Source organism: Ruminiclostridium cellobioparum DSM 1351 = ATCC 15832 (genome assembly GCF_000621505.1).
GTDB lineage: Bacteria > Bacillota > Clostridia > Acetivibrionales > DSM-1351 > Ruminiclostridium > Ruminiclostridium cellobioparum.
This window is the reverse complement of sequence record NZ_JHYD01000024.1, coordinates 103,801-130,364: the sequence shown is the minus strand read 5'-3', so window position 1 is coordinate 130,364 and position 26,564 is coordinate 103,801. Positions and strand designations below refer to the sequence as shown.

23 protein-coding genes, 5 tRNA genes and 1 riboswitch are annotated in these 26,564 nt (G+C 39.3%); of the genes, 2 read left to right on the top strand and 26 right to left on the bottom strand.

Going from position 1 to position 26,564, the window contains the following annotated elements; genetic code table 11:
- The first annotated feature begins 174 nt into the window (after positions 1 to 174).
- On the top strand, positions 175 to 2,433 hold the full coding sequence (gene csaB, locus T344_RS0109925; RefSeq protein ID WP_027628567.1) for a polysaccharide pyruvyl transferase CsaB: 2,259 nt from the start codon (positions 175 to 177) through the stop codon (positions 2,431 to 2,433).
- A gap of 138 nt (positions 2,434 to 2,571) precedes the next feature.
- Here csaB and T344_RS0109920 read toward each other — a convergent pair whose 3' ends face one another.
- The 21 genes from T344_RS0109920 to T344_RS0109820 all read right to left on the bottom strand — a co-directional run bounded on the left by T344_RS0109920 (position 2,572) and on the right by T344_RS0109820 (position 24,983).
- Positions 2,572 to 4,494, bottom strand: coding sequence for an ABC-F family ATP-binding cassette domain-containing protein (locus T344_RS0109920; RefSeq protein ID WP_027628566.1), 1,923 nt, complete (start codon positions 4,492 to 4,494; stop codon positions 2,572 to 2,574).
- Positions 4,495 to 4,763: 269 nt separating this feature from the next.
- Positions 4,764 to 5,555, bottom strand: coding sequence for an N-acetylmuramoyl-L-alanine amidase (locus T344_RS0109915; RefSeq protein WP_027628565.1), 792 nt, complete (start codon positions 5,553 to 5,555; stop codon positions 4,764 to 4,766).
- Between the two features lie 858 nt (positions 5,556 to 6,413).
- On the bottom strand, positions 6,414 to 7,265 hold the full coding sequence (locus tag T344_RS0109910) for a hypothetical protein (protein ID WP_027628564.1): 852 nt from the start codon (positions 7,263 to 7,265) through the stop codon (positions 6,414 to 6,416).
- Positions 7,266 to 7,267: 2 nt separating this feature from the next.
- Complete coding sequence (locus T344_RS0109905) at positions 7,268 to 7,807, bottom strand: hypothetical protein (RefSeq protein WP_027628563.1); 540 nt, start codon at positions 7,805 to 7,807, stop codon at positions 7,268 to 7,270.
- Between the two features lie 215 nt (positions 7,808 to 8,022).
- On the bottom strand, positions 8,023 to 9,825 hold the full coding sequence (locus T344_RS0109900; protein WP_027628562.1) for a leucine-rich repeat domain-containing protein: 1,803 nt from the start codon (positions 9,823 to 9,825) through the stop codon (positions 8,023 to 8,025).
- A gap of 246 nt (positions 9,826 to 10,071) precedes the next feature.
- A complete protein-coding gene (locus tag T344_RS30985) occupies positions 10,072 to 10,212 on the bottom strand; it encodes a hypothetical protein (RefSeq protein WP_154669435.1) in 141 nt (46 codons plus the stop codon).
- 322 nt (positions 10,213 to 10,534) lie between these two features.
- Positions 10,535 to 11,005 carry a 6,7-dimethyl-8-ribityllumazine synthase gene (gene ribH, locus T344_RS0109890; RefSeq protein ID WP_027628561.1) on the bottom strand — a complete coding sequence of 157 codons (471 nt, stop codon included), beginning with the start codon at positions 11,003 to 11,005 and terminating at the stop codon, positions 10,535 to 10,537.
- On the bottom strand, positions 11,002 to 12,249 hold the full coding sequence (locus T344_RS0109885) for a bifunctional 3,4-dihydroxy-2-butanone-4-phosphate synthase/GTP cyclohydrolase II (RefSeq protein ID WP_027628560.1): 1,248 nt from the start codon (positions 12,247 to 12,249) through the stop codon (positions 11,002 to 11,004). The genes ribH and T344_RS0109885 overlap by 4 nt, the downstream gene beginning before the upstream one ends.
- Positions 12,250 to 12,277: 28 nt before the next feature.
- Positions 12,278 to 12,928 carry a riboflavin synthase gene (locus T344_RS0109880; RefSeq protein ID WP_027628559.1) on the bottom strand — a complete coding sequence of 217 codons (651 nt, stop codon included), beginning with the start codon at positions 12,926 to 12,928 and terminating at the stop codon, positions 12,278 to 12,280.
- Positions 12,910 to 14,031 carry a bifunctional diaminohydroxyphosphoribosylaminopyrimidine deaminase/5-amino-6-(5-phosphoribosylamino)uracil reductase RibD gene (ribD, locus tag T344_RS0109875; protein ID WP_027628558.1) on the bottom strand — a complete coding sequence of 374 codons (1,122 nt, stop codon included), beginning with the start codon at positions 14,029 to 14,031 and terminating at the stop codon, positions 12,910 to 12,912. Before ribD ends, T344_RS0109880 begins: the two co-directional genes overlap by 19 nt.
- 86 nt (positions 14,032 to 14,117) lie before the next feature.
- A riboswitch (FMN riboswitch) is annotated at positions 14,118 to 14,241 on the bottom strand.
- A 194-nt stretch (positions 14,242 to 14,435) separates the two neighbouring features.
- The gene (locus tag T344_RS0109870) at positions 14,436 to 15,248 is read right to left on the bottom strand and encodes an AraC family transcriptional regulator (RefSeq protein WP_051571740.1); all 813 of its coding nucleotides are present in this window, start codon (positions 15,246 to 15,248) and stop codon (positions 14,436 to 14,438) included.
- 127 nt (positions 15,249 to 15,375) lie between these two features.
- The gene (locus T344_RS0109865) at positions 15,376 to 17,088 is read right to left on the bottom strand and encodes a glycoside hydrolase family protein (protein ID WP_027628556.1); all 1,713 of its coding nucleotides are present in this window, start codon (positions 17,086 to 17,088) and stop codon (positions 15,376 to 15,378) included.
- Positions 17,089 to 17,581: 493 nt separating this feature from the next.
- The gene (locus T344_RS0109860; protein ID WP_027628555.1) at positions 17,582 to 18,127 is read right to left on the bottom strand and encodes a hypothetical protein; all 546 of its coding nucleotides are present in this window, start codon (positions 18,125 to 18,127) and stop codon (positions 17,582 to 17,584) included.
- Positions 18,124 to 18,555 carry a helix-turn-helix transcriptional regulator gene (locus T344_RS29695; protein ID WP_051571737.1) on the bottom strand — a complete coding sequence of 144 codons (432 nt, stop codon included), beginning with the start codon at positions 18,553 to 18,555 and terminating at the stop codon, positions 18,124 to 18,126. The genes T344_RS0109860 and T344_RS29695 overlap by 4 nt, the downstream gene beginning before the upstream one ends.
- A gap of 37 nt (positions 18,556 to 18,592) precedes the next feature.
- Positions 18,593 to 19,801, bottom strand: coding sequence for an AIPR family protein (locus tag T344_RS0109850; RefSeq protein WP_034861009.1), 1,209 nt, complete (start codon positions 19,799 to 19,801; stop codon positions 18,593 to 18,595).
- A 176-nt stretch (positions 19,802 to 19,977) separates the two neighbouring features.
- Complete coding sequence (locus T344_RS27970; RefSeq protein ID WP_084331177.1) at positions 19,978 to 20,784, bottom strand: phospholipase D-like domain-containing protein; 807 nt, start codon at positions 20,782 to 20,784, stop codon at positions 19,978 to 19,980.
- Between the two features lie 94 nt (positions 20,785 to 20,878).
- Positions 20,879 to 22,603: a DUF2326 domain-containing protein gene (locus tag T344_RS0109840; RefSeq protein ID WP_027628553.1), complete on the bottom strand. Its 1,725-nt coding sequence runs from the start codon at positions 22,601 to 22,603 to the stop codon at positions 20,879 to 20,881.
- On the bottom strand, positions 22,594 to 22,821 hold the full coding sequence (locus tag T344_RS0109835) for an ABC-three component system middle component 6 (RefSeq protein ID WP_027628552.1): 228 nt from the start codon (positions 22,819 to 22,821) through the stop codon (positions 22,594 to 22,596). Before T344_RS0109835 ends, T344_RS0109840 begins: the two co-directional genes overlap by 10 nt.
- Positions 22,805 to 23,779 (bottom strand): ABC-three component system protein, encoded by a 975-nt coding sequence (locus tag T344_RS0109830; protein WP_027628551.1) that lies wholly within the window; start codon positions 23,777 to 23,779, stop codon positions 22,805 to 22,807. Before T344_RS0109830 ends, T344_RS0109835 begins: the two co-directional genes overlap by 17 nt.
- A gap of 23 nt (positions 23,780 to 23,802) precedes the next feature.
- Positions 23,803 to 24,030, bottom strand: a complete 228-nt coding sequence (locus tag T344_RS0109825) for a helix-turn-helix domain-containing protein (protein WP_027628550.1) — start codon at positions 24,028 to 24,030, stop codon at positions 23,803 to 23,805.
- A gap of 575 nt (positions 24,031 to 24,605) precedes the next feature.
- Positions 24,606 to 24,983, bottom strand: coding sequence for a hypothetical protein (locus T344_RS0109820; protein WP_027628549.1), 378 nt, complete (start codon positions 24,981 to 24,983; stop codon positions 24,606 to 24,608).
- Here T344_RS0109820 and T344_RS31915 point away from each other — a divergent pair.
- Positions 24,908 to 25,378: a site-specific integrase gene (locus tag T344_RS31915; RefSeq protein ID WP_084331175.1), complete on the top strand. Its 471-nt coding sequence runs from the start codon at positions 24,908 to 24,910 to the stop codon at positions 25,376 to 25,378. The two genes, T344_RS0109820 and T344_RS31915, sit on opposite strands and share 76 nt — an antisense overlap.
- A 280-nt stretch (positions 25,379 to 25,658) precedes the next feature.
- Here T344_RS31915 and T344_RS0109810 read toward each other — a convergent pair.
- The 5 genes from T344_RS0109810 to T344_RS0109790 all read right to left on the bottom strand — a co-directional run bounded on the left by T344_RS0109810 (position 25,659) and on the right by T344_RS0109790 (position 26,497).
- Positions 25,659 to 25,732, bottom strand: a tRNA-Cys gene (locus T344_RS0109810).
- A 44-nt stretch (positions 25,733 to 25,776) separates the two neighbouring features.
- A tRNA-Gly gene (locus T344_RS0109805) sits at positions 25,777 to 25,851 on the bottom strand.
- A gap of 393 nt (positions 25,852 to 26,244) precedes the next feature.
- A tRNA-Phe gene (locus tag T344_RS0109800) sits at positions 26,245 to 26,320 on the bottom strand.
- Between the two features lie 4 nt (positions 26,321 to 26,324).
- A tRNA-Asp gene (locus T344_RS0109795) sits at positions 26,325 to 26,401 on the bottom strand.
- A 20-nt stretch (positions 26,402 to 26,421) separates the two neighbouring features.
- Positions 26,422 to 26,497, bottom strand: a tRNA-Val gene (locus T344_RS0109790).
- Positions 26,498 to 26,564 lie beyond the last annotated feature (67 nt).

The window sequence follows — 26,564 nt, the reverse complement described above, 5'->3', positions numbered from 1 at the left end:
TATGATACAAAGTATGTTGTCTATAATATATCATAAATATATCATAGCTTGTTTTTAGTGACAACAGATTAACCAGTAAAATTCCAATTTAAATTGATTAGTGTCAAAATTGTAAATGCGTGATAAAATAGTCATGTAGCATACATAAGAAAAAAAGGAACATGGAGGATTAAAATGAAAGTTTTGCACATTATCGGCGGAGGAGATGTTGGAGGAGCAAAGGTACATGTCCTGAACCTTGTTAAGGAACTTGCTTCCAATATCGACGTAACCCTGCTCAGTCTCAGACCTGGGGCCTTTGCAGATGAAGCCCGTGCAATTGGGATTAAAGTTGAAATTATCAAATCTTTAAATATTTATTCTGATATAAAAAAAGCCATAAAGCTGGTAAAAGACAACCAATTCGATATAATTCATTCTCACGGTTCAAAGGGAAATATCTTTGCCTATGTCATAAAAAAAGCCTGCAATATCCCTGTCGTTACTACTATTCACAGTGATTACAAACTCGATTATTTGCACAGCATGTTCAAGAGGCTGACAATTGGTTTGATCAATTCCCGTGTCCTCAGAAAACTCAACTACTACATAGTAGTTACAAGTGCCTTCAGAAAAATGCTTGTTGAAAGAGGTTTCAGCAATGACAGGATATTCACCATACTTAACGGTATGGATATGGGCAGGCCATCGGCAGTTTTGTCCAGAGACGAGTTTTCTGAAAAATACGGGATTCCGCTGGGGGCTGACGATATACTTGTAGGTACGGCAGCAAGGCTTGACCCCGTCAAGGATATCGGTACACTGTTGGATGCGGCCAGATATGTTGTAAAGCAGAATCCCAAAGTAAAATTTCTCATAGGCGGCGAGGGTGAGCAGGAAAAGGAATTAAAAGCCCGCTCGGCAGAACTCGGCCTTGAACGGAATGTATTTTTTCTTGGCTGGCTCAATAATCCCTACGAGCTCATAAGTGTTTTAGACATTAATACCATGACTTCCATAAGTGAAGGCTTCCCATACTATCTGCTGGAGGGCGCCCGTTATTCCAAAGCCACCATTTGCAGCCGGGTGGGCGGAATTCCCGATCTTATCGAATCTGCGGCAAACGGCTACCTTTTCGAGCCAAAGGATTTCTCAACCCTTGCGGCTCAAATTCTGGACCTGGCCTCCGACAGATCAAAGCGTGAGACCTTCGGCAAAAACCTGTATGAAAAGGCAAACCGGCTTTTCTCCCTGGATGCCATGAGTAAGACTCAGATGAATATTTATGAAGCCATACTCAATGATATTTCAAATAAAAAATCGATCAAAAGTAAATCAGCCGGTGCTAAAAAGTATGATGTAATCATTTCAGGCTATTATGGTTTCAGCAACATAGGTGATGATGCCATGCTCAGATCCATAATTGACAATCTGAGGCGTCAAAAGCCCGATATATCCATTTTGGTTATGTCAAAGAGGCCTATTGAAACTTCAATTAATTATAGCGTCAATACAATTAACAGAAAAAATCTGTTTGCGGTTTATTCGGCAATGAAAAGAGCCAAATTGTTTATTTACGGCGGCGGAAATATAATACAGGACAGCACAAGTTCCCGTTCCATACTGTTTTATCTGGGAATTGCCTGGCTTGCCAAAAAACTGGGACTCAAGGTCATGTTTTACGCCAATGGAATAGGTCCTATCAATAAGAATAGAAATACCGAATATTCCAGAAAAATTTTAGATAAGGCCGACGTGATAACCGTAAGAGAAAAAATCTCCTTTGATGAACTGAAAAAAATGGGTATTACCAAACCGAAGGTTATACTTACGGCTGATGCTGCTCTGGCTGTGCATGTGGACAATACCATAAACACCGACGACATTTTTATCAATGAGGGAATACCCTTGAATGCCAGTTATGCCGGTTTTTCAGTGAGAAAATGCCCGGGCTGTGACAAACAGCAGCATGCCAAATATGAACAGATCATTGCCGAAGCAGCTGATTACGTCTACAACAAATACAACCTCATACCTGTTTTTATACCTATGCAATACTATGCGGATATAGTAACCATACAGAATATTATCTCAAAAATGAAAACCAGGGGCTATGTTATCTCCAATAATCATTCTGTTTCCGAAACCTTCGGGATTGTCAGAAAAATGAGCATTATGATAGGCATGCGCCTCCACGCTTTGATTTTTGCGGCATATATGAATGTTCCCCTGATAGGTATCAGCTATCAGCCAAAGGTTGAAGGCTTCCTTGAATATATTGACCAGCCTTCGGTGGGACATGTAAAGGAGCTTTCCTATACCGTTCTCAGGAACAAGATTGATCAGCTGCTTTTGAACAGCGATGCCGTAAAGCTGGAATTGGAAAAATCAGTAGGGGCTCTTGTAGTCAAGGCCGAGGAGAATTCCCGCCTGGCGATAGAATTGATATCCTAAAAAGCCAACGCTTACAAAGCAAATTAAAATATCCAGCAATGATAATTTTTATGGCAATCAAAAGCTGTTTCAAACAGAAGCTCAAAGTTTCTGTCTGAAGCAGCTTTTTTATATTACAACTGTTTTATAAATAAAAGCTTACCCGCCCTGCTGGCTTTCAAGCTGCTCGGTCACCTCGGCCCAGACGGCATACAATTCTTCCAGACTCCGCTCTTTTGAGTTTTTTTCTTCGCTCAGCTCTATCAGCTTCATGTGATCGGTGGCAGCTTCCACCATCTCGTTATCTATATCACCCAGGCGTTTCTCGACGCTTGCTATTTCCTTCTCGGTATCTGCAAGCTGCTTTTCAAGTTTCCTGATCCTGCTGCGCTCCTCTTTTGTGGCAATGCGGCTCTGTTTTGCTTCCGATATGGGGTTTGCTTCACTTGCAGCGTTTTGCATGGAGGCATTCTTTTTATAGTGGGAGGCAAAGTAGGTATAGTTTCCGATACAATCCACCGGCGGCTTCACTCCGATGTCAATTATCCTCGTGGCCAGCTTGTCAATAAAGTATCTGTCGTGGGAAACTATGAGCATTGTCCCTTCGTAGTCGGCCAGAGCTGCCTCAAGTATTTCTCTGGAGTTTATGTCAAGGTGGTTTGTGGGCTCGTCCAGAATGATAAAATTGGCTTCCGAGAATATCAGCTTTAGCATGGATACCCTGCTCTTTTCTCCTCCGCTCAGAACAGATATCTTTTTGAATACATCTTCACCCGAGAATAAAAAAGCTGCAAGGGCGCTTCTGACCTCAGTCTGGATGAGCTTCTGATTCACACTCCAGACTTCATCAAGCACAGTATTATCCTCATTCAAATCTTCCATTTCCTGATCATAGTAACCCATATCGACTTTAGCTCCAAAATTGAACTTTCCGGAGGAGGCGGCAAGCCTTCCGGCCAGAATCTTCAGCAGAGTGGATTTACCGCAGCCGTTGGGTCCCAGTAAAAAGACTCTTTCGGCCTTTCTTATCTTAAAGCTTATATTATCAAACAGCTTTTTATCCCCGTAGGCCTTTGATACCGAATCAAGCTCCAGAACATCATTTCCGCTGGTCATGGCCTGATTGAACTTCATTCTCACTTTATCCGGGGCTTCCTGGGGCTTGTCCAGCCTGACCATCCTGTCCAGCGCCTTCAGTCTGCTTTCTGCCGCAATTATATTCCTTTCCCTGTTGAATCTCCTCTGCTGTTCGATAATTGCCTCCTGCCGGGCAATTTCCTTCTGTTGGAGCAGGTAGTGCTTTTCCTGTATCTCGCGGTTGACCGCCTTCTGCTTTACATAGCCGGAATAATTGGTGTTGTAGAAAGTGCTGGTCTTATTCTCTATTTCAATGGTTTTATTAGTGACCGAGTCAAGGAAATATCTGTCATGGGATATTATAAGCAGGCATTTTTTATAGCTTTTAAGATAGTCCTCCAGCCATTCCACCGCCGCTATGTCCAGATGGTTGGTGGGTTCATCCAGCAGGAGGATATCCGGTTCCTCCAGCAGAACCTTGGCTAAAGCCAGTCTTGTTTTCTGCCCTCCGCTCAGTATATTGACCTTGCTGTCAAACTCGCTGTCCAAAAATCCAAGCCCTCTTAAGACTCCTCTGATCCGGCTGTTATATTCAAAGCCCCCAAGATAGGCAAACCTTTCGGTAAGTTTGCCGTATTCCTTCATAAGCGAGTCCAGCTTATCCTGGTCGGTGGTTATGCTTATTTCCTTTTCAATTTTCTTTATAGTTCCCTCCATGGAAACAAGTCGGTCAAAAACTTCCAGAAGCTCTTCCCAAAGCGTGTTTTCGGTGTTAAGAGCGGCATTTTGCCTTAGGTATCCCAATACCAGGTCCTTTGAAATGAATAAATCCCCTTCCTCCTGGTGCAGTTCCCCTGTAATTATTTTAAACAGGGTTGATTTGCCCGCACCGTTCACCCCCACAAGACCCGCTTTGTCATTTTCCTGAAGGCTGAATGAGATATTTTTTATAATTGTATCCGTTCCATAAGAAAATCCTATATTATTGCAGTTAAGTACTATCACTGTTATTTCTCCATAAGTAGTATTTTAAGTTTTTGGCACACTCACCGGAATGATTTTTCCGACGCCTGACAAATTTCAAGTTTATTATAGCAAACTTCGGGCTTATACTGCTACCCGTTTTTTATTTATACGGTTAGTAATTTCAGTAATTTAATCTGTTGTGCTAATTGAAATTTTGTTTTGCTTTACAGTTAGCCCTATATAAAATCAACAAAAAAATCAGGGAGCTGTCTTTATGGCAGAACCCTGATTAATAAACCGGTAAATTATTATTTCCCTTTTTCCGTGGCTTTATCCCTGGCTTTATAATAATTATCCACCCCTGCCTTTATTGCTGCTGACAGTTTGTTCTGATATTCCTCATTACCCAGCAGCTTCTCTTCATCCGAATTGGAGAGGAAACCGCACTCCACAACTACAGTGGGTGTTTTGAGATTCTTTAATATCATTATCTGGTCTTTTTTCACAAGCGCTGCCCTGTCATTGGCATTATCGGCATTCAGTCTTATGGAGTTCTGTATTTCATTTGCAAGTTTCTGGCTGTCAGGTGAATTTGGAGGGAAGAAGGTCTGGGCCCCATGATATTTCGTCTGTGGGAACTTATTCAGGTGTATGCTTAAAACTATATCGGCTCCTGACTCATCCATTATTTTTTTCCTTCTCGTCAAGTCCTCTTTCCTCTTTTGCAATATGGTTTTTGCTTCGTCACTGTAAACCAGCCGGTCGGTTTCTCTTGTCAGAATAACCCTGTAGCCGTCCTTTTCAAGCAGATTTTTTATAAGCATTACAATATTTAAATTTATATCCTTTTCTCTCAAACCGCTGTAATCGCTCACCGCCCCGGGATCCTCCCCTCCGTGGCCGGCATCAAGTATTACGGTCCTTGGAGCAGGTGCCGTTTCCGCGGGTGCCTGCTCACCTGCAGCTGGATTGTCTGTCTGCTTATCTCCCGTCACCGGCTTTGAATAGTCGACCGCAAAGCCAATGCTGAAAACTGTCAATGAGAATAAAAGCAGCAGGCAAACGAACAATATATTCTTTTTACTGATTACTACTATCATATTACCTCCATGAGCCACAAATAGCGGCAAAAAATTGTTTATGAATTTTTGTTTATGAACTTTATCTGTAAGAGTATGCTTATTATTATGGATATTCACAACTATCTCCGATATGCATAAAAAAAGGATTTATAATTAAATTAACGCGTTGTGCTAATTAATTTAATTTTTGCTTTACCTGTGTGATTTTTTTATATCAACTGGTACTTCCGCACTAACTTCATAAAATACACTTTACCTTCGTCGACAATTTAATCGTAATTGTTTTTAACCGTGCATCCTATTTCATGAAGTTGTTCTCGCGTACCAGTTGATTTTAATTAAGTCTATCTGTAAAGCAAAACAAGATTTCGATTAGCATAACAGGTTAAATTAACGCGTTAAGTTAGTTTAACCGCACAGGTACTTTCCGTAATAAATAGCTGCTACCCCACCGGGAACAGCTTTAAAGAACCGTGCTTCAATAGTGCGCGAGAACGTATCCATCAATGAGAAGCCTGATTAGAAGAGCTTGCTTGAAATTTGTAGGCTTATTCAAGTACATCGTGCCGGGAAATTGACAGGAGGTCAATTTGAGCAGCACGCGAGACCCGGATGGTCGAGTCGCTGCGACGGCAAAGAGGTGCTTGAGTAAGCCATACTATTTCAGGCAAGAACTTCGGAGGCGATCCATTGATGGATAGCGGTCGGGAGCGCTATTGATTGTACCGACATGTGTTAAAGCTGTTTCATGTGGCCTTTACAACTGGATTTTACCCGGGAAAGCATATTAAATTAACTAACACAACGCGTTATTTTAAAAAGGACATATCCATCATCCGGATATGTCCTTTTTTATCGGGTTCATAATAATAATTTTCAGCTTTGACTGGTGTATACCAGATCGTCTATTTCTCCGCCCAATTTCTTGATTACAGCACGCACATGGTTGAAGGTCGACCTGTCCATTTCTTTTATATTCTTAAGAATATAGCCTCTTAACAGTGGGATAGCCCTTCCGTCACCATAATCCCCAAGCACCTCCACGGCAAGTTTCAGATTTGAAACCACTCTGAAAGCATGCTTAAGGAAATAAAAAATCTCATCGGACTGATTGTCCCTGGATATCTCGGCAACACAGGCCAATAAATGTTCCTGTATTTCAGACTGCTCTGTTGCATGGAAGGTCTTTATCAAATCCTCCAGAACATCCACATCATATTCCACTAAAGCCGCACATACGGCTTCGGAAATCAAGTCATCTCTAAAGCACTCCAGCAGCAGCTCAATCAGTTTTTTCTTATATTCAGGGTATCTGAAACATCCGATGGCATATACCGACTGCGATACGGCTAAAACTTTTTTGGGTTCCTTGTTTTCCAGCCAGGCCTTTACAAAGCCGAACAATTTATCGGCTGCCTCTTTTCCGTATTCTTTCAGTCTGGCCATAAGAATATCGGGCACACCCACATCTGAAACAGATGAGATATCTATAAATAATTCTGTAAGTTCCTCCAGAGAAGAGATGGAATTTATATACTCCATGGGAGTTTGCATATCAAGTTCTGGAAGCTTTGAATTCAACCATTCAAACTCTATTTCAGCTACCAGCTTTTCTTCGTCTACTTTTATTTCACAATTCTCACTGGTAGCATGTTCTTCAAGATAGCTGCTAAAACCGGCATCAACAGCAAGATTATAACTTTCAGCCACTATAGTGTTCTTTGTCATTTTTACCAGAACCTTCTCTTTTTATTAGTCGTAGGCCTCTTCTTGGGTTGAAGGCCAAAAAGCCGTCTTATAAACGCATTCAGGTCAAAAGCCTTGTAACCTGCGAAATATCCCAGAAAGGACATTATAACAACTGTGGCCCAGGCTGCTATATATCCGGGTACCTGGTATCCGCCCAGCTTTGCAATAAACAGCATGGGAGCCGTCAGCCCTTTTATCAGATTCAGCTTTAAGACATCAAAATTAATAATCGGTGACTCAAAACTGAGGAATGAAATGATTATTTGCAGCAGTACCATGGGAGCTATTGCAATCAAGGCATATATGATACTGTCGGTCAGCTTTACACTGCCATACCGCCTTTTGTCAACTCCGGTCAGGTGGTGCAGTTCGGAATATATCAGGAAAATCATTACAATAAAAATTGCAATGGAAAAAAGGCTGGCCTTGGAATAAAAGCCTATAAAAAATATATAAAAGAAAATCATTGCAAATAAGTAGTTCTTAAAAACCGCCCAGGCGCCGGTAAAATATTTCTTCATGTAACCCTCCGTTCCGCCTTCCTCGCAGGCGGTATAAGCGGGAAATGCACAATGACTCATTTAATGTTTTTATACAATACTCTATGAAAGTATTTCACCAAACAAGCAGCTTATTTCCAGCAAAAATTGATATATAACGAATTATAGCATACACAACCCATTAGGTACATTGTTTTAAAAAATTTTTATGGTAAACGGATATAGTAACCCTATTGCTAAAAATCCTTCTCAACCAATCCTGCTTTTATACTGTCAAGCTTTGCATAATTTACCGAGGTATTGCCCTTTAAGTACAGAATATTCAACTTCTTTAAATTAACCAATGGTGAATAATCCGTTATTATATTGTCCCTGATATATAATTCCGTCAGCGAGGTTAATGCCGATAATGAACTTATGCTTGAAATCCTGTTTCCGTTCAGTGACAGCACTTCAAGCCCGGTAAGCCCCTTAAGCGGCGAAATATCGGATATGTTATTCCTCTGGAGGTATAACACCCTGAGATTTTTCAAATAGCTTAAGCTGGTTATATCCGTTATCTGGGCGTTGCTTATATCCAGATACTCCAGGTTGGTAAGTTTTTTCAGGTCGGAAAGTGTTTTTACCCCCGACGGTACGGCAAGTCTGTACACTTTGGACAATTCGCTGCTGTATATGGTTCCAGTGGGCTTCATCAGCTGCTTTCTCACTGCTGCTTCAACCACTCCGTCATTAAAGGTCACCTTTGCACCGGGTGCTGCCGGGGTCATCACAGGCAGAGCACTTAATATGCTGTCCCATACATCAAGGCCATATGCTTTTGAGGTCTTGTCGGTATAGTCGGGTACATTTGCCAGGCTCCACAGGGAGATACCGCCAAGGCCGTATTCCTTTACCATATCTATTTTTGCCTTTATACTTTTGCTGTTCTCATACAAAGCAACATTATATGTATGGTCGACTGCATTATAAAACTGGAGCACAGGGCCCTGAAGCTCGTTATTGTATCCGTAAGCCATTTTTACCGCCTTGCCGTCGGTATTCTGAATGCGGTTATAGAGCATCTGATATGTAGGTGTATTCCTGTTTTCCATGCTTATAACCGATCCGGGGATCTTATTCCATGCATCGGCTGATGCAGCTTCAAACCGCCATTGTGCCGCATCAAAATTGATTTGAAGCATCACTCTGGACAGATTTGCCTTATCCACATTCTTTTTTATATCTTCCATCGCAAGTTTTATTTTCTTGATAGGTGCCAGACCGTCAATAGGACTCAGGCTGTTGTATCCGGCATACTGCATTACCTGTCCTTTGTCCAGAACGGTTACCGGCTCGTAGTCATGGGCCATTACAATCATCTTGTCGGCTGTAGCCGCTATTTCACCGTAATTGTAGCCTGAATAATTCAATAGAGGATTAACGGCAACATACATTTTTTTGTTAATGCCATTCAGCCGGGCTTTCAGCTCCTTAAGGAATTGATTATACCAGTCGCTGACAGACTTTCCTCCAATAATCATGGTTTTGCCGCTGATATCCTTATCCTGAAGTCCTTCAAAGTCAATTACCACACCGTCGAAATAAATGCCGCTGCCATTGCCCGCTTCGTTCTTCAGCAATTCTACTATCGCATTTACCGCCTTATTCCGCTGTTCCTCATAGGGCAATATTGCTATTGCGTTGACGCTGTCGGAAAAAATGTTCAGCTGGATGGATTTATTTTTGCTTTTGGCATATTTCAATACATCAGTATAATCCGCAGGATAATAAAACATTGTATTCCCATTTATACCCAGCCCGGTAACCACCCCCTGGTCCAGGTCAGCGTACATTCTGCCCCATGCAAAACTTACCGAATCAAGTTCATCTATGTATTTTTTCATACTTTCGGAAAATGTCACCTGAGCAGGATAGAAAGCGTGCAGTTCCAGCTTCTGTTCCGGTTCGGCCTGTGCTGACAAAGTCAGATTGGGTACAAAACTGACCAGCATTGCAAGAATCAGAATTATACGTATTGCTGATTTTAAATTTTTCATTTTAACCCTTTAACCTCTGTCTTTCGATTATTTTCTAGCAAAATTTTCAAATAACTTCCAGTGGTCTGTAACATCTGAAACGTATATCGGTCCGGCAGCCACTGGTTTATATTTATTAATTTTACCATATTGTAGAGTCAGGGTATGTTAAAAATCCGTTACAAAGCTTAATTTTCCAGGATTCTGTAAACTTTGTTCAAAAAAACCCGGCAAAAATATCTGCCAGGTTTTATCTATTTACCTTTTTTATTTACCTTTTTTATCATCTTTTTCAGAATTACCGGAATCTTCTGTCTTCCCCCATTTATATTCCTTATTGAACGGCGATGCCTTTAAAAAACTGCCAATTTCCATGTCTACCTTTCCAAACGGATTCCAGCCTTTCATAATAAAACCTCCTATAATTTGATTAAATAAACCGGTGTCCAAACCTCGATTTTTTAACAGTGATTACATTAACCAATTACGTGTGCACTTACATTTTCACTTCCCAAAACCGTACAAGAGCCTGTTTAATACTCCATTGCGCCTGTCCTTTTGTCGGCTCTTATATAGATTATCCTACTCTAACAATTTAAAGGTTTCAAGGTAGCAAATGATTTTTTTTATATATTTATTTTTATTTATAAATCAAATTTTTATAGGTGTTAAATTTAGCTTATACATGCATTATTTTTAAATAAAATGTATTTGAAAGGCATATTTGTCATTATTTTAACTGTTTAAGCAGATTTGCCATTTCGATGGCGGTCACAGCAGCATCATATCCCTTGTTTCCAGCTTTTGTTCCCGCTCTTTCGACAGCCTGCTCTATGGTATCTGTTGTCAGAACTCCAAATATCACAGGAATCCCGGTATCCAACGAAACCTTTGCAATGCCCTTTGCCACTTCACCGGCAACATAGTCGAAATGCGGTGTAGAACCCCTTATGACGGCTCCAAGGCAGATGAGCGCATCAAATTTTTGAGAAGCTGCCATTTTTTGTGCCGCAAGGGGTATCTCAAAAGCACCCGGCACCCAGGCTGCTTCGATGTCCTCTTCTTTTCCGCCGTGCCTTGAAATGGCATCTATTGCGCCGCTTAGCAGCCTGCTGCTGATAAATTCGTTGAACCTGCCTGTAATAATGCCCAACTTTAAACCCTCTGCAATCAAATTTCCTTCATGTGTTTTTATTGTCATACTTTACCGCCCTCCTGATGTTTTAGTGTATTTGTGTCAATATTGACATCACCGAGTATATGTCCCATCTTTTCCTTTTTCGTCCTCATGTAAAATTCATTTGACTCATTGGTTTGAACCGTGATAGGCACTCTTTCAACCACCTCAAGTCCGTATCCCTCCAGTCCGACCACTTTTTTGGGATTATTGGTCAGAAGCCTTATTTTTCTCACACCCAGATCATAAAGTATCTGGGCGCCAATACCGTATTCCCGCAAATCCGGAGCAAAACCCAGCAGTTCATTGGCCTCCACCGTATCCTTACCCTTATCCTGCAGTTCATAGGCACGTATTTTATTTACCAGACCTATCCCGCGCCCCTCCTGACGCATATACAGCAGTATGCCCCTTCCTTCGCTGCCGATCTGTCTCATTGCGGCATCCAGCTGTTCTCCGCAGTCACATCTCTTTGAGTGGAAGGCATCCCCCGTCAGGCACTCTGAATGCACCCTTACCAGCACAGGTTCATCTGAACTGCCTATGTCCCCTTTGACCAGGGCAACATGGTGTTCGCCGTTTACAACATTTTCATAGGCCGCAATGGTGAAATCCCCGTATTCGGTGGGAAGTTCGGCAAAGGCGGCCGCCTTTACCAGTTTTTCATTGTTTCTTCTATATCTGATCAATTCGGCTACAGTTATTACTTTGAGAGCATGCTTTTTTGAAAATTCCATCAACTGGGGTACTCTTGCCATGGTTCCATCATCATTCATGATCTCACATATCACTCCGGCAGGATACAAACCTGCCATTCTCGCAAGATCCACTGCCGCCTCGGTATGCCCCGAACGCTTCAATACACCGCCATCCCTGGCAATCAGCGGAAATATGTGTCCCGGTCTCAAAAAGTCATTGCTGCCCGAACCGGGGTCCACCAGCTTCTTTACGGTGTTTGCCCTTTCATGGGCCGATATGCCCGTTGTGGAGCTTTTGTGATCCACAGTGACGGTAAATGCGGTTTTCATACTTTCGGTATTCCTCTCCACCATCAGGCCAAGCCCCAACTCTCCGGCACGTGCTTCGGTCACTGGGGCACATATCATTCCTCTTCCATATGAGGCCATAAAGTTAATGCTCCCGGGAGTTACCTTTTCAGCAGCCATCAGGAGGTCCCCTTCATTTTCACGGTCCTCATCATCCACGACTATGATCATCCTTCCCTGCCTTATATCTTCTATGGCCTCTTCAATAGTATTAAATTTCATTTCTTCTCCTCCTTTTCATAAAATTTTATCAGGCAAAACCGTTTTCCCGGAGAAAATCCAGAGATATATCCCTGCCGGGTTCCGGTTCATACTTTTTGTTTAAAAGCTTTTCCACATACTTGCCTATCACATCACATTCAATATTGATCACGTCCCCGGCTTTCCTGGAGCCAAGGGTGGTTACTCCGGCAGTCAGCGGTATAAGTGACACTCTAAAACTCTTTTCATCCGCATGGGCAACTGTCAGACTTGTGCCATCCAGTGCAACCGAACCTTTCATGACAATGTATTTCATGATGGCATCGGGAGCTTCAAGCGTAAGCCAGATGGCGTTATCCTCTTCCGTTCTTCCTGTCACAATTCCCGTACCGTCAATGTGCCCGGTTACAATATGCCCTCCCAGCCTGTCTGTTATCCTCAGAGCTCTTTCGAGATTTACCCTGTCCGACAACTTTAATTTGTTAAGGCCGGTCCTTCTCATGGTTTCAGGCATGACATCAGCCGAGAACCCTTTCTCCCCCCGTTCGGTCACTGTAAGGCATATTCCGTTCGCTGCAATACTGTCCCCTGTTTTTACATCCCTCATTATGTTTGGACAGTGTATCGAAAGCCGGATGGACAGACTTCCATGTACAATTCCCCTGATTTCACCCACTTCCTCTATGATCCCTGTAAACATGAGACTCCTTTCACATACCCTTCTATCAGGATATCCTCATCAAACCTGCTGATACTGATATCCCTCAATTCAAGTGCGTCTTTCATAAATTGTATTCCTTCCCCTTCAACCGGTGTTTTTGCATCCCTTCCTCCAATAATTTTGGGTGCTATAAACACCATTACCTTATCCACTATCTCTGAGTTCAATGCAGCGGCATTCAGGCTGCCGCCGCCCTCCAACAGCACACTGTCCATTTCCTCCCTGTGCAGCTCCTCCATCAGCCGGGACAGGTCAACATGTCCCGGGGCCCCATCCAGCTTTAAAATGCGTACACCCCTGTCTGTGAGTATTTTTTCCTTTTCACCCCCAATTGCCGATGTAGTGGCAAGTATAACGCCGGCTGCCGATCCGCTGTTGATAACCCGGCTGTCCACAGGTATTTTTCCCCTGCTGTCAACAATGATTCTGACAGGGTCATTGCCGCTTTTGGAATCCAGCCTTGTAGTAAGTGACGGGTTGTCGGTCAGGACTGTATTTATTCCCACCATGATGGCCGAGACCCTATCACGTATTACATGCACCTGTTCTCTTGAGCTCTCTCCCGAAATCCACCTGGAGTCTCCGGTCACCGAGGCGATTTTCCCGTCAAGTGTCATTGCGGTTTTCATGATGACAAAGGGCTTTTTTTCAGTGACATATTTGATAAATATCTCATTAAGCCTTTTAGCCTCTTTTTCAAGCACTCCCACAACAGTTTCAATTCCGGCATTCCTCAGCATACTGATTCCCCTGCCGCAAACCTTTGGGTTGGGGTCTTCCATGGCAATCACCACTTTTCTGATACCGGCTTTAATAATTGCCTCGGCACAGGGCGGTGTCCTTCCGTAATGGGAGCAGGGCTCAAGATTGACGTAGAGCGTCCCTCCCCCAACCTCCCCCTTTGCATTCCGGAAGGCTGCCACTTCCGCATGAGCACCGCCCAATTTCTCATGGCAGCCCTCGGCAATGATCTCTCCGTCCCGGACAATTACAGCACCCACAAGGGGATTGGGATTGGTTCTTCCCCATCCCCCTTTGGCAAGTTCCAGAGCTCTTCTCATATAATTTTCATCAATTTTCATAATACAAACTCCCTCATCCATCTTATAAAAACACAAAGTCCCCGGAGTAAAACTACCCCAGGGACTGCAAAAAATACCAAAATAAAATACACTATCTTCCATCCAGACTGTACTGTCGGCTCCGGAATCTGACCGGATCTGCTTTCGCTCGCGGGCTCGCATTTTCATGCCTACCGCCGGTAAGGAATTTCACCTATCCCTGAAGTGTTTATAACACTATATATTATTCAATTAATTTAAATTTAGCATTTGGTTCATCAATAGTCAAGGCTATTTTTTTATTGCCTGTAAATTTTATCACTCATCTATCAGAACTAATTTTATTAAAAAAGGAGTGTCATATAATGAAATTACTTTCACTATACAACACTCCTTTAGAAAAACCGCTTACTGGTCATTACAGATTATTCATTCTGCTGAAGTAATAATTTTCTCCTGAATTCCTTGGGAGAACATTTGTTATATTTATAAAAAAATTTATAAAAATTTGCCATGTTGGGCATTCCAATTAGAGAGGCCGTTTCCAATACCGAAACATCCCCTGTCAGTAAAATCAGTTCTGCATTTACAATTTTCTTATAATTTACATATTCTAAAAATGTTTTTCCTGTATACTTCTTAAAATACTTTCCAAAATAAAAATAATCCAGATTCATTAATTTTGCCGCTTCCTTCATATCAACCCTGCCATTTATATTTTTTTCAATATAGTCCAGTACCGGCAGCAGTTTTATAATCCCGGAATCGTTTTTTAAATCCAGCAGGGAACTCCTGTCACTGCGCACAAGTTCAAGTATGATTTTGTAAATAAGACTGTACATTGCAATTTCATAACCTTTTTCTCTTCGGGCATACTCCCTTGAGATTTCATTTATATGGTCGAATATCCGCCGCTTAACCTCGGGGCTCTCGGTGAATATATAATTGAGCTGGCTATACAAACGGCCGGCTTCAGTAAAATATTTCATATAAGAGATGAGATTCTGCCCTATATACTTGAAAATATCGAACTGCAGAACAATATATTCCATGATGCCCTCATCCTTAAAGGAATGATGAGGTTCAAAGGAACCGATAATAGCCACATCCCCGGCAGTCAGTCTGAATATTCTGTCTTTGGTGTAAATACTGAATTCTCCTCTGACCACTGCTATGAGCTCCAGTTCATTATGATAATGCCACTTGCCCGTAACCTTTTCATTCCTGAATTCGTGCAAGACCCGGACAGGCTGCAGAGGATTATCATATACAATTTCTTCGCTGATATGGAACCATAGTATTCTCCTGAATCTTCCAGTAGTCCCCGATAAACTTTATTAATATTATAGCACAGCAATGTATTTTTTACTTTTTATTTTGTGCCTGCTGGGTCGGACCATAGTTAGCGGCACCGGTATATTGAACATCTTTAGCCGACGGGTAGTATACAGGCTTGTTCAACTCTCTCTGGTAAAGCCGCAAATGCTCTCCGCGAGGGAATATATCTATAACATCGCATCCTCTCCACCAAACCGAGTATTCCTCACCGCGTACCGTTTCTTTTACTACTGCTGTCTCTATGGAATGTTCCAGCTCTACTTTTCTGCCTGCCGCTACATTCCTGAATACTGCAAGGTTACCTACAATTACGGGAGTATAATCCATTCCATTGATTTTTCCCCGGATATCCTTACCCATCCATCTATAAATCCTTATTGCCACATCACACTCCTGTGCCGGAGTGACGGAAATATAGCCCCTATCCGGATACTCCATTGTCACCGCGGCTTGTTCTGTCTCCCTGTCAATGGGCATATTTACAATTACCATTCCATTATTGTATTCTACAGATCTGTTCCATACAATCTCCAGGGCCACAGGAGCCATCCCTACACAGCAGCCTGCTATGGAACGGAATTTTGACAACGATATGGAGTTTATCAAAGAGTCCCCGGTAAAACCTCCGAGCATTCTCTTGTCCATATCTCTGTAAGTTATTCCGTCACTGTCAGGCAGTGTATTGTCTGTAACAACGTAGGATGAAACCTTTACCTGATTTTCAACCAGTTGGTTCCGGGCAAACAGGGTCATATCATTCCAGTATTCCTCATATCCCGCAAGTATCAACTCGTTTGCGCACTCAATCATATCTTTTATACAACAGGTTTCACAGTGTTCTTCATTCAAAGGATGCCATTGCGCATATTCGGGAACCCAGCCGAAGGAAGATGATATGGAACGGATATAATCATATATGCCTTTACCAGCCTTTATACAGCGTTCATTACGGGTTATACGGCCAAGTCTTGCAAGTCCGGATGCAACCCAGCCTGCTGAATGAACATGACCGAAAAATTCCATCTTATAATTAAAATAATGTGAAGGACCCAGGAGATAGTTTGCAATACCGCCGGCCAGATCAATTGCAATTTCGTCATTTGCTATTTCATACCTGCGTACCAGAGCATGCAGCATGACTGCATTCCTGATTGCCTGTTCGCCCCGTCCGGTATGTCTTGTCAGGTCAAAGCCTCCATCCTTGAGATATACATCGTTGGGAAATTGGTATATAGGTTCTTTTTCTTCATAATCACCCGACCAGAAGGTTCTGACCTTTCTTTCCACGACCAGGTTCCTCATGCCTCTTATAAGCTCAGATGCCCTCTTTTCTGCTTCCTTATCCTCAGGATTATTCTCCAGCATCCTGTTCAGTGCCGGGAGTATGTACCCCATTTCATGAAAGGAACTGTGATTTGTGTGTGTCCATGGATATTGTTCATGAAAGCGCAGTCCGTGCTCTCCCCAGGACTTTAATACATGCCTGTAAAATGACTGCTGGACCGATGCTCCTTCTTCCGTTTTAAGCATTTTCCTGACCGCATCTATAGCTTCATACCATGAACCAACCAGCTCTGCATCGTCTACCCGGCAATGAGCTGCTTCAGCAGGCTTTTTATGAGGTAAAACCAGCCAATAGGGCAGATTGTCATATTTCTCATCCACCATCGATGTAAGATACCCTAAAACAAGTTTCGCATTTTTTAAAGGTTCGAATTTTTCATATATCCGATCTGACATATAAAATCCCTCCGACTGTATATTCTATTTAGTCATTACTTTGTTAAAGCAATTGACAGTTCCCGCAGGTTTATAAATAGATTATAAAGTTGATGGTCCTTAAATAAAATACAGCTTTTTGTCAGATTTATATGCTATTTTGTTATTTGGTAGATTTTGTGGTGGACGACTTCCCAACCCAGCCAAGGCGCCACCCGGACTTGAGCTTGGTCAAGTCTGAATATATGTACATGCAAAAACCCCAATCTTACGACTGGGGTTTTAATCTGGAGGCGCCACCCAGATTTGAACTGGGGATAAAGGTTTTGCAGACCCTCGATTCGTAGTTTTGTCTATTTAAATTTCATGCCAAACCCGTGTATTTTAAGGGTTTTTCGATGGCAATCCATAGGCCGGATGCAATAGTATTCGATCTGATTTTATAGGCGTAGTACCCAAATAGTACCCAATAGTTTTTTGTAGAAAGTGTCCCGAATTTTGTGGTTTTCTCATTTTAAGGCTTGCATAGGTTACATAGACTTATGCTACCGGTAAGCTTATTCTTTGCTTTCTTTAAACCGGGTACAGCTGTGTCACTCCACCAACGTTTAATATGCGGAGCCGTTTTGTAAATTCCATAAGTAGCTGCAGCAGTAAGTAGTGTACTTACTGCTATAACAAAAACATCAGTATTACTCTCACTCGTATTTTCGTTGCTATTTTCATAATATTCAACTGCAGTATATTCCTCTTCCTGCGCATTCACCTTTTGTTTAGCAAGAGCAATTGCCTGTCGAATTTCTCTTATTCTTTCCTCTGTTATATCTATTTCATCTTGTATTTCGTCATTCCATGTTCTGGTAGTCCAGTAACGATTATAGTGGGCATATCCTCCAGTCCCTCGATGATAGTCACGTTCTTCTGCATACTTTTCGCCTTTTTCCGTGACAGTATAGTCTCCGGACTCTCCATTCAGATATCCTTCTTCTTTAAGCACAAAATTCATCTCTTGAGCTGTTAGACCATAATCTTGCCCCAAAGATCTGGCAGATTTTCTCATAAGAATTCCTCCATTATACTACTTATTGACGAAGCAAAAGTTTCAAGTCCTGCAACAGTACCAGGTAGCATCTTTTGCTGCGCACCGATATCTTCTGATTTAGCAAGTTCCTCTGCAAACAGCCAATCCAATGAAATTTCCAACTCTTTAGCCAATTTAATCAGAGTATCAACTTTAGGGTACACAGTGCCTTGTTCCCACTGAGAAACGGTCTGCCTGGAAACACTCAATAACTCTGCCAAGCCCTCTTGTGTCAAATCTTTTTTGTTTCGACTCTTTATTAAATTCTCAGCAAAACACATATTGATTACCTCGCTTCGTTGTTGTACATTTATTATAAATTCTTTAGGGTCTTTACTCCACCAATCTGTATTTGCTTTTGCACAATTTGAAATTGCGCTCACATCTATAACACTAGCCTTTCTCATCAAAACACTTCCCCCAAGACAACTTTAAAATTTTCTTCTATTTCGGCATATATCCGTAAATATAAACCTCTTTAAATAAATTACTCCAGAGATTCCCATTCTTCGCAATCACATCAGGACTTTCAACTTTCTCATCCAGTATTAGTGAAACTAATTTTTGTCCGATTGCATTCCAAACTTCCTGTGGAGGTTTTGCCCAATAGTATTTACCCTCACTATCAATTTGGACAAGAGCTCTAAAAGAGCCCACAATAGGATATAGCAGACCTCTTGGAATATAATATGTTAGGTCTTTTTGTGAAAAAAGTGCATTTCCAACAACTTCACCATTATTATATTTGGAATACTTCCTTGTTCCATAGCGTTTTCCTGCACCACTTGATACTGAAGCAAAAGTTGTCTCAACAGTGTCCCATAAGTTAAAAATGTCCGGTATAATGTTTTCCATATTGATAATCATTTTTTCTCTATTAGTCTTTTGTGTTTTTTTATCGCTACTATTTAAGTATAAAAATTTCTTTAAACTAGCTTCTTTACCTGAATAGCATTGTATCGGTTGTACATCTGAAAGAGTTCCATAGGATGTTTTATATGCATATATTTCTTGACTGAACATTATTAGAATCGCAATAACCTCACGTACATCAATTTCTTCAATTTCATCATTTGTATAGTGCTCATTCATTTTATACTGAATTCTATTTGCAAACGGAAGACGCTTGAACGCTTTTTTTATAGCATCAAAACTATTTTCTAATTCAGCAATAGATTTTAAATCAACTTGCACAGATGTGTTTCTTGCTGCAGCAAGTTCGACTGGTGAATCAATACCAGTTATAAATTCAAAAAAAACATATTTATCTCCGGACAATGAGTTGTTTTTCTTTGCAGTTAAAATTGCCCTTAGGGTATGTCCCCCATCAATGTTTCCATGTTTTTCAGGATCTGACATTGATATGAGCAAATCATTTGTTTTGTTATCCCATTCAACCTTTTCATCAACCGACATAAGAATGCCCCTATTTAATTCATGAAAATTCGAGTTTTCCATTAAACTCTCTTTAATTTTAATAGCGACATTAGTAGTCATTTTTTGTTCTCTTGGATTTGTAGACATCCAATTATCAAATTCCATAGGTATGCTATTTGCTTGCACATAACATACATACTTGATGTGCCCATTGTCTTTATCAATGGGGTCCTCCATTTTCTTAAAAGCCTTTGCTTTTAATTTGAACTTTTCCATAAGCCAAATCTCCTTTACAAAATAAAAATTCTGTCTCCCTGTAGAAACAGAAAAACAGAATTACATTATCAATTGCAATAATGAGATTTTGAATTCCACATCTACAAAGAGATACTGGCAACTTACTGAGCCAATCCGCTCACAAGTTATTCGACTATTAAAGTATATTCCAATATTCACCAACTGTTAATCGTGTGTTTTAAAATAACATCTGTCCAATAAAACTTCTCTAAGTTTGAATTATTTGTTCCATTATATAATTTCATAAATTCATCTGCAAATTTCCTTACAAAATCTCGATCAAGTGCAGTAGCTAAAGTCTCGTCGTTACCTCTGGCATTCTTACTCCAGTTATATGAGCCATGCATTACAAATTCAAAATCAATTAAACAAAATTTATCATGGAGTCTATTTGATAAGTAATTACCTCTAAGCGGTACTTTTACTATTTCAAAGTTTGCCTCTAGCTTTTCCATAAGATATTGATTTGATTGTTCATCAGAAGTAATAATTCTTATATTTACTCCAGCTCTTTTTCGTAAAATAAGTTCTTCATAAATTTCATTATCAGTAAACCATGCTATAGCTGCCCATATAGTATATTGGGCATTTCTAATACCTTGAATTACTGTATCCTTTATTTCATCAAAAACAACATCGTGTTCAGTTGGTTCGTCAGTATCGAGTTCAACAGGCTTCGGCTTTATATTTAATCCTCCAAAATCATAATCAGTTGACTCTATATATACAATCGATGCCAACTCTTCTAGCGTATTTTTTAGGTTTCTTGCTACCTTCAATATAGGCACTGAAACTCTTAAATCTATATTCTCCCAACATTGCCATGACTTCCGGGTGAAATTACTTGTCTTGTTATATGTAATTATTGAATTCCTCAAAATTCCTAATAGTTCATCCTTATTTTCATACTCATCATACTTTACAATCTCTATCATTGTTTTTAAAAATTGCTGCTCGTTCATTTTATTCACCCAAAAACAACTTCTTAAGAGGTTGCTAATCTTAAATATATTACTGCAATATCTTTAAGACAATAACGTTGGGTAATACCCACCGCTATTGTCTTTCCTCAATTTTCAAGAGCTTACTTTCTTGGGAAAGTTCAACTGCTACATGAGCTTTTTTTATAATTCCTTCCGGGAGTTTATCTTTTAGTATTGATACTATTAATTGAATATTTTTGTTTTGTACAAAATCTGCTACTTTAACTAATTGATTATCATGCATTAATTCTTTTTTATCATTAAGCAAGAAATGCAAACAGGGAATATCTTCTTCATCAGCAAACAAGATATATGCCAAATCAAAGCACAATATCTCTCCTTGTTTTTTTCCTGAGCTCATATTAGCATTGAAAGCACTAAACTTGTAAACTTGTTGATTATTTTTGTTTGTTATTCTATCATATTTCAAAGCATACTTTTCTCCATATAAATCTTGGGATATAGCAGAAAAATGCTTATTAAATTTTTTAATCTGAATTTTTAATATTTCCTCAAAATCATTTGAAAACAACTTATCATCAATTATTTTAATTTCACTATTTAAATCTTTAATATTATTATCAACCTCGTCTAATTGCGAAATAATACTTTCGTATTCACCTTTAGTACGATACTTTTCATTCAATTCAACAATTATCTTTTCTAATTCTTCAAAAGAATCTCCTTTAGCTATTTTTTCAGATAGTTCTTTTTCCGTGGTTAATAATGTTATCATCATTTTTTCTTCTTCTTTTATCTTCTCGACTAAAGAAGGCAAATCTGCTGCAATGAATTTCGCCTTTTCAACTAGCATATTGTTGTGATAAGCAACTAGGTCTTCAAAAGTCTTCTGTATACCTTCCACGTTAACTGTGGCTTCTGAATACAATGTTTCTAACTGTTTTAGATCAATTGATGAAATACTTTGCTCTAATTCTGTTTTTGACTCTTCAATAAGATTTTTACGAATATTCATTTTGCTAATCATGGAACTGGCTTTGTTGATCTTATATTTTATATTGTTAAGTTTCTCCAGGTCATTTTCAAAATCTTCATTTAAATTAAAACTTGATTTCTTTTCATTTAGGGCTGATATTTCATCTTCAATCATCGATAACGCAATTTCATAAGCAGTTTTAGTTTGTTTCTTTTCTAAACGCTCTTTAAAATTATCTTCTTGTTTCATTTTTGTCAGCAAAGCTTGTTTTTTTGCCCCATCGTCAAATGTGCAACCTAATAAAAAAAGATGTAAGGTTTCATACTCAACATCAGAAGTATATCTATCTAATGTCTTAAGTGTATTATTAATACTATCATCTTTGTATCTAATATTATGTGATATTATCTGCCTAAATGTCGGCTTCTCAGATTTTTGATTTGGTATTAACAATTTTAGCAGTTCATCTTCAAAATCTTTATCAAGGACAGCGTTCCCATTTATATTTCTAACAGTGTTTTTTCTTGACAAGAAATTACGCTGTATTACAATTTCTTTTGAATTTGGATCGTTTAAATCCTCTTTCAAGATTAAAGTAATTTCAATTTCTTCATTAACTAAATAGTTTTTTACTAAGTCATAAACTTCCTTTTTGTTTTCGGTATCAGTATAAATAATTGATGGTGCTGCTCCTAAGCAAAAATCTACAAGCTTTAAAACTGTAGTTTTTCCAACATTATTTCCAGTTAATTTCACATCAGTAGTGGGAGTATTATCTATAATTAAATTCAATCCCGGCTTAAATTCAATATCTCTTATTACTTCTCTAGAGCTTGTTATTATCAACTTTTTTATGAACATAGTTCTACCCACCCATTCTCATCTATAATTGCCAAATCGATAAGATACAACCAATCCAAACTTAACATAAAGGTCGGAAAGGACATATCATTTTTGTTTTTTACTCTTTGATATAAATCAAAAACAGGTTGTTTTTCTTTTATTATTAATTCTTCCAGCACTATTGAGCCATTATAATAAATACTTAGTTCCGGATGTATATTATCTGGTAATAACATGGTTATAGCCCTCCGGATTTTTAAAGATTTTACACCTAACGAATGCATCTACAACCAATATATGCACACACATTTCTAATTCTTCATAAGGAATTTCTTTATAATTTTTGCTATTTATTATTATTCCTATTACCCCATCAATTATCGCAAAAAACAAATCGTGTGAGCTTTTACATTCTGGTAAAAGCTTGGTATACTGACTCTTTATCACACGGAAAACAGATAAACTTTTATTTGCTCCTTGTTTGTCAAATTCCGAATACTTTTCATCAAGTTTATGATAATATACCTTATATTCATCAATAGTATCGTTAACGGATACCAAGTTATTAAAATTTATTTTCTTTTCAATTTCAAACTTATTGATTTCTGGAGATTCAATATTATGTACCAAATTTTCACTTGCAAGTATATTTAATATAGTTGCTAAATTACTATCCACTTTTACAATATCAATTTCATTACCAAGTTCTTTTTGAATAAATTCATATACTTGTCTTTGCTTATTGATTGACATATTCAAAATTACATTTATTATGGTGACGGTATCAATGATATCATCTTCTGGTGAAAACATAGCGTCATATGGGTTCTCAAACTCTTGCTCACGTAATTTTTCAGCATTCTTTGAAATCGAAACAAATTTAAATCGAAATCCTTTATATGTATTAAATATTTCTTTTTTTAATGAAGATTCAACTTTTTGTTTTGTACAAGTTGATGAAACTTGAGCAATAACTTTATTTTTTTCATCAATTAAATCAATTCCCTCAACATTTTGCTTAATGATATTTAAGTTTATTAATTTATAATCAAAAAGCATATTCAATAACTCAGCAAAAAATGTTTCAGAATATATATTTAAATCTAGAAGATTAATTTTTCCACGCTTTTCTATACGTAATGCCAATAACTCTATCTTTTCCTCTATATAATTAAAATAGTTGCTTCTATTCAAGAATATGCCCCCTCTCTATCTGCCTAGATATTCTTATCTGCATTAGGATCTAAAAATAGCAAGTATGTGTCAACTTCTAATGCATCTGCAATTTTCTGAACATTATCTAATGCAATACTTCGTTTCTCTCGCTCCACAGCACTAATATATGTTCTATGCAAACCTGTTTTTTCAGCAAAGGCCTCTTGTGATAACCCTTTTAATGTTCTATATTTTTTTACATTATTAGCAAAGACCTTTATTATATCCATTATCGTTTAACACCTCAAATTTATATTACAAAATTGAATACAATGAGTCAACATACAATGAGTCACAATAGGCACATTTTTTTAGCCAACATTAAGGTCATCATCTTTATAAAGATTTTAGTTTGACAGCTTATATTTGGCAGGAATAGAAGGACTGTATCTATTGTTGCCAAATGTTAATCAAAATATGGAGACCTTTGCTTCATAACAATCCTCGATTTAGACTGAATTCGAGTGCAGAAGTCTGTAAACCAAATCACTATCATATTCGTATACTGCGCAGGATATTTTTTTCAGGCAGGTATTCATATCGCTGATCCGTTGTTGAAAATTCTTGGACCGTTGATGTTTCCAGATTCTGTTCAGCTTCTTATATGCTAGGTAAACATAACCGTGTACCAGTATATTGTTTAAAAACATCTTCTATTTCAGATAAGTATACAGATTTTGCAGATAGTTCTTTAGTGCGCTTACTGATGGTCACAGGCGACAAATTCAGTTTAGTGAACATATCCATTATACTATCAATGTTGCGATCATTCGGTTCTTTTTGTGCTAACAGAAGGGACTCCTTTTTATATAAAATCCTTTAAGCTTTTATGTTTCGCATAATAGTACATCACATCGTCAAGAGCTTGTTTATCTGATATTTCCTTTAATTGTTCATCTGCAATTTTATTGTAGTACGCATTGAGAAGATTTGGTATATGTTTTATGCCCCATTCTCTCGGAATAATAACTGGATTTACTCCTATTTCAGCTAATTCTCTTAATGTCCTTCTAAACTCTTCCAACTCTCCATCTTGAAGTTTAGATTTTGCCCTTGAATGGAGTGATATATCAGGAAATATTCTCTCAATTAACAAAGCAAGACAGTATGTTCCTGGGAAAGGCTGTTTTGAAAAATCTACAAAAACAGATTCAAGCAACCGGGAAATTACTTTGCCTAACAATGTTATCTCTTTGCTCGAAGAGTATCATACCTGGCAAAACGAAGAGCAATATAAATTGGGTGATCTGTGGAAAGGCAGCAACAAGCTTTTCACACAGACCGACGGTACTCCTATATTCCCCCTCCCGGCCTACGGTTTGGTTTCATGCCTTTCTAAAGCGCCATAACCTGCCTCCGATAACATTCCATCAGCTCAGGCATACAAATGCTTCGCTTCTCGTATCTCTCGGAGTAGATATAACAACAGTCAGCAAACGTTTAGGACATTCTCGCACATCAACCACCCTGGATATTTACGCTCATTCCTTAAAAAGCAGGGATGAAGAAGCAGCAAGTAGATTAGAAAATTTGCTGTTCGTTGATAAAGAAGCCGATAAAGAAACTCCCCAAAAATAAAAGGGTTGTTTTTTCGTAGTACCCAAATAGTGCCCAACCTAAATTCCCGCATTTTTATACTATACAGGAAGCAAAACCCCCGAAAATAAAGCTCTTTAAGAAATGACTCTATTATCGTGTATGTTATAAATATAACATACACAGTATAACCTAAAAAATCCAAAAGCCACATAAATACTGAGTTTCTCAATTTGTATAGTATAATTTTATGGAAATTTAGGGCCCAAACAAAAAAGCTATACATCGCAAAAACCCCAATCTTACGACTGGGGTTTTAATCTGGAGGCGCCACCCAGATTTGAACTGGGGATAAAGGTTTTGCAGACCTCTGCCTTACCACTTGGCTATGGCGCCGTCAATATTGAGACAGACTACATCAGCAATCTGTCTCATTTTTTTGGAGCGGGTTAAGAGATTCGAACTCTCGACTTTCACCTTGGCAAGGTGACACTCTACCACTGAGTTAAACCCGCATTTTAAATTGTAAAAACCATCGGATTACTTCGTCAGACATCCTATTCTGCGCTCCTCACTTATCACATAAGCTCCGGTGCTCGACACTCGTCTTCCTTGTACTCCTCGCTTTTTCCAATTTACTAATCATTAAACCATCGGATTACTTCGTCAGACATCCTGTTCTGCGCTCCTCACTTATCACATAAGCTCCGGTGCTCGACACTCGTCTTCCTTGTACTCCTCGCTTTTTTACATTTATAGTCGGATTACTTCGTCAGACTTCCTGTCCTGCACTCCTCACCTGTTACATAAGATGCAATGCTCAACACCTGTCTGTCTTGTACTTCTTGCTTTTCTGATTTAATGATTATAAAACCCTCGGATCAGTTCCACAGATTTTAAAAATCTAATGGTGCCCAGAGCCGGAATCGAACCAGCGACACGGGGATTTTCAGTCCCCTGCTCTACCGACTGAGCTATCTGGGCAAATTGGCGACCCGGAACGGGCTCGAACCGTCGACCTCCAGCGTGACAGGCTGGCATTCTAACCAACTGAACTACCGGGCCAATTTGTGTCTTCACGGAAATGGTGGGAACTATAGGGCTCGAACCTATGACCCTCTGCTTGTAAGGCAGATGCTCTCCCAGCTGAGCTAAGCTCCCAAGGTTATTTCCGTGAGCGACAATTGATAGTATATACAAGTTGCTGTATAAAGTCAATAACTTTTTT

Excerpts from the sequence above, each read along its gene's own strand:
- csaB (WP_027628567.1), top strand. The coding sequence starts at position 175 with ATGAAAGTTTTGCACATTATCGGCGGAGGAGATGTTGGAGGAGCAAAG.
- T344_RS0109915 (WP_027628565.1), bottom strand. The coding sequence starts at position 5,555 with ATGATAGTAGTAATCAGTAAAAAGAATATATTGTTCGTTTGCCTGCTG.
- T344_RS0109910 (WP_027628564.1), bottom strand. The coding sequence starts at position 7,265 with ATGACAAAGAACACTATAGTGGCTGAAAGTTATAATCTTGCTGTTGAT.
- T344_RS0109905 (WP_027628563.1), bottom strand. The coding sequence starts at position 7,807 with ATGAAGAAATATTTTACCGGCGCCTGGGCGGTTTTTAAGAACTACTTA.
- T344_RS0109900 (WP_027628562.1), bottom strand. The coding sequence starts at position 9,825 with ATGAAAAATTTAAAATCAGCAATACGTATAATTCTGATTCTTGCAATG.
- T344_RS30985 (WP_154669435.1), bottom strand. The coding sequence starts at position 10,212 with ATGAAAGGCTGGAATCCGTTTGGAAAGGTAGACATGGAAATTGGCAGT.
- ribH (WP_027628561.1), bottom strand. The coding sequence starts at position 11,005 with ATGACAATAAAAACACATGAAGGAAATTTGATTGCAGAGGGTTTAAAG.
- T344_RS0109885 (WP_027628560.1), bottom strand. The coding sequence starts at position 12,249 with ATGAAATTTAATACTATTGAAGAGGCCATAGAAGATATAAGGCAGGGA.
- T344_RS0109880 (WP_027628559.1), bottom strand. The coding sequence starts at position 12,928 with ATGTTTACAGGGATCATAGAGGAAGTGGGTGAAATCAGGGGAATTGTA.
- ribD (WP_027628558.1), bottom strand. The coding sequence starts at position 14,031 with ATGAAAATTGATGAAAATTATATGAGAAGAGCTCTGGAACTTGCCAAA.
- T344_RS0109865 (WP_027628556.1), bottom strand. The coding sequence starts at position 17,088 with ATGTCAGATCGGATATATGAAAAATTCGAACCTTTAAAAAATGCGAAA.
- T344_RS0109860 (WP_027628555.1), bottom strand. The coding sequence starts at position 18,127 with ATGAGAAAATCTGCCAGATCTTTGGGGCAAGATTATGGTCTAACAGCT.
- T344_RS29695 (WP_051571737.1), bottom strand. The coding sequence starts at position 18,555 with ATGAGAAAGGCTAGTGTTATAGATGTGAGCGCAATTTCAAATTGTGCA.
- T344_RS0109850 (WP_034861009.1), bottom strand. The coding sequence starts at position 19,801 with ATGGAAAAGTTCAAATTAAAAGCAAAGGCTTTTAAGAAAATGGAGGAC.
- T344_RS27970 (WP_084331177.1), bottom strand. The coding sequence starts at position 20,784 with ATGAACGAGCAGCAATTTTTAAAAACAATGATAGAGATTGTAAAGTAT.
- T344_RS0109840 (WP_027628553.1), bottom strand. The coding sequence starts at position 22,603 with ATGTTCATAAAAAAGTTGATAATAACAAGCTCTAGAGAAGTAATAAGA.
- T344_RS0109835 (WP_027628552.1), bottom strand. The coding sequence starts at position 22,821 with ATGTTATTACCAGATAATATACATCCGGAACTAAGTATTTATTATAAT.
- T344_RS0109825 (WP_027628550.1), bottom strand. The coding sequence starts at position 24,030 with ATGGATATAATAAAGGTCTTTGCTAATAATGTAAAAAAATATAGAACA.
- T344_RS31915 (WP_084331175.1), top strand. The coding sequence starts at position 24,908 with ATGTTCCTGGGAAAGGCTGTTTTGAAAAATCTACAAAAACAGATTCAA.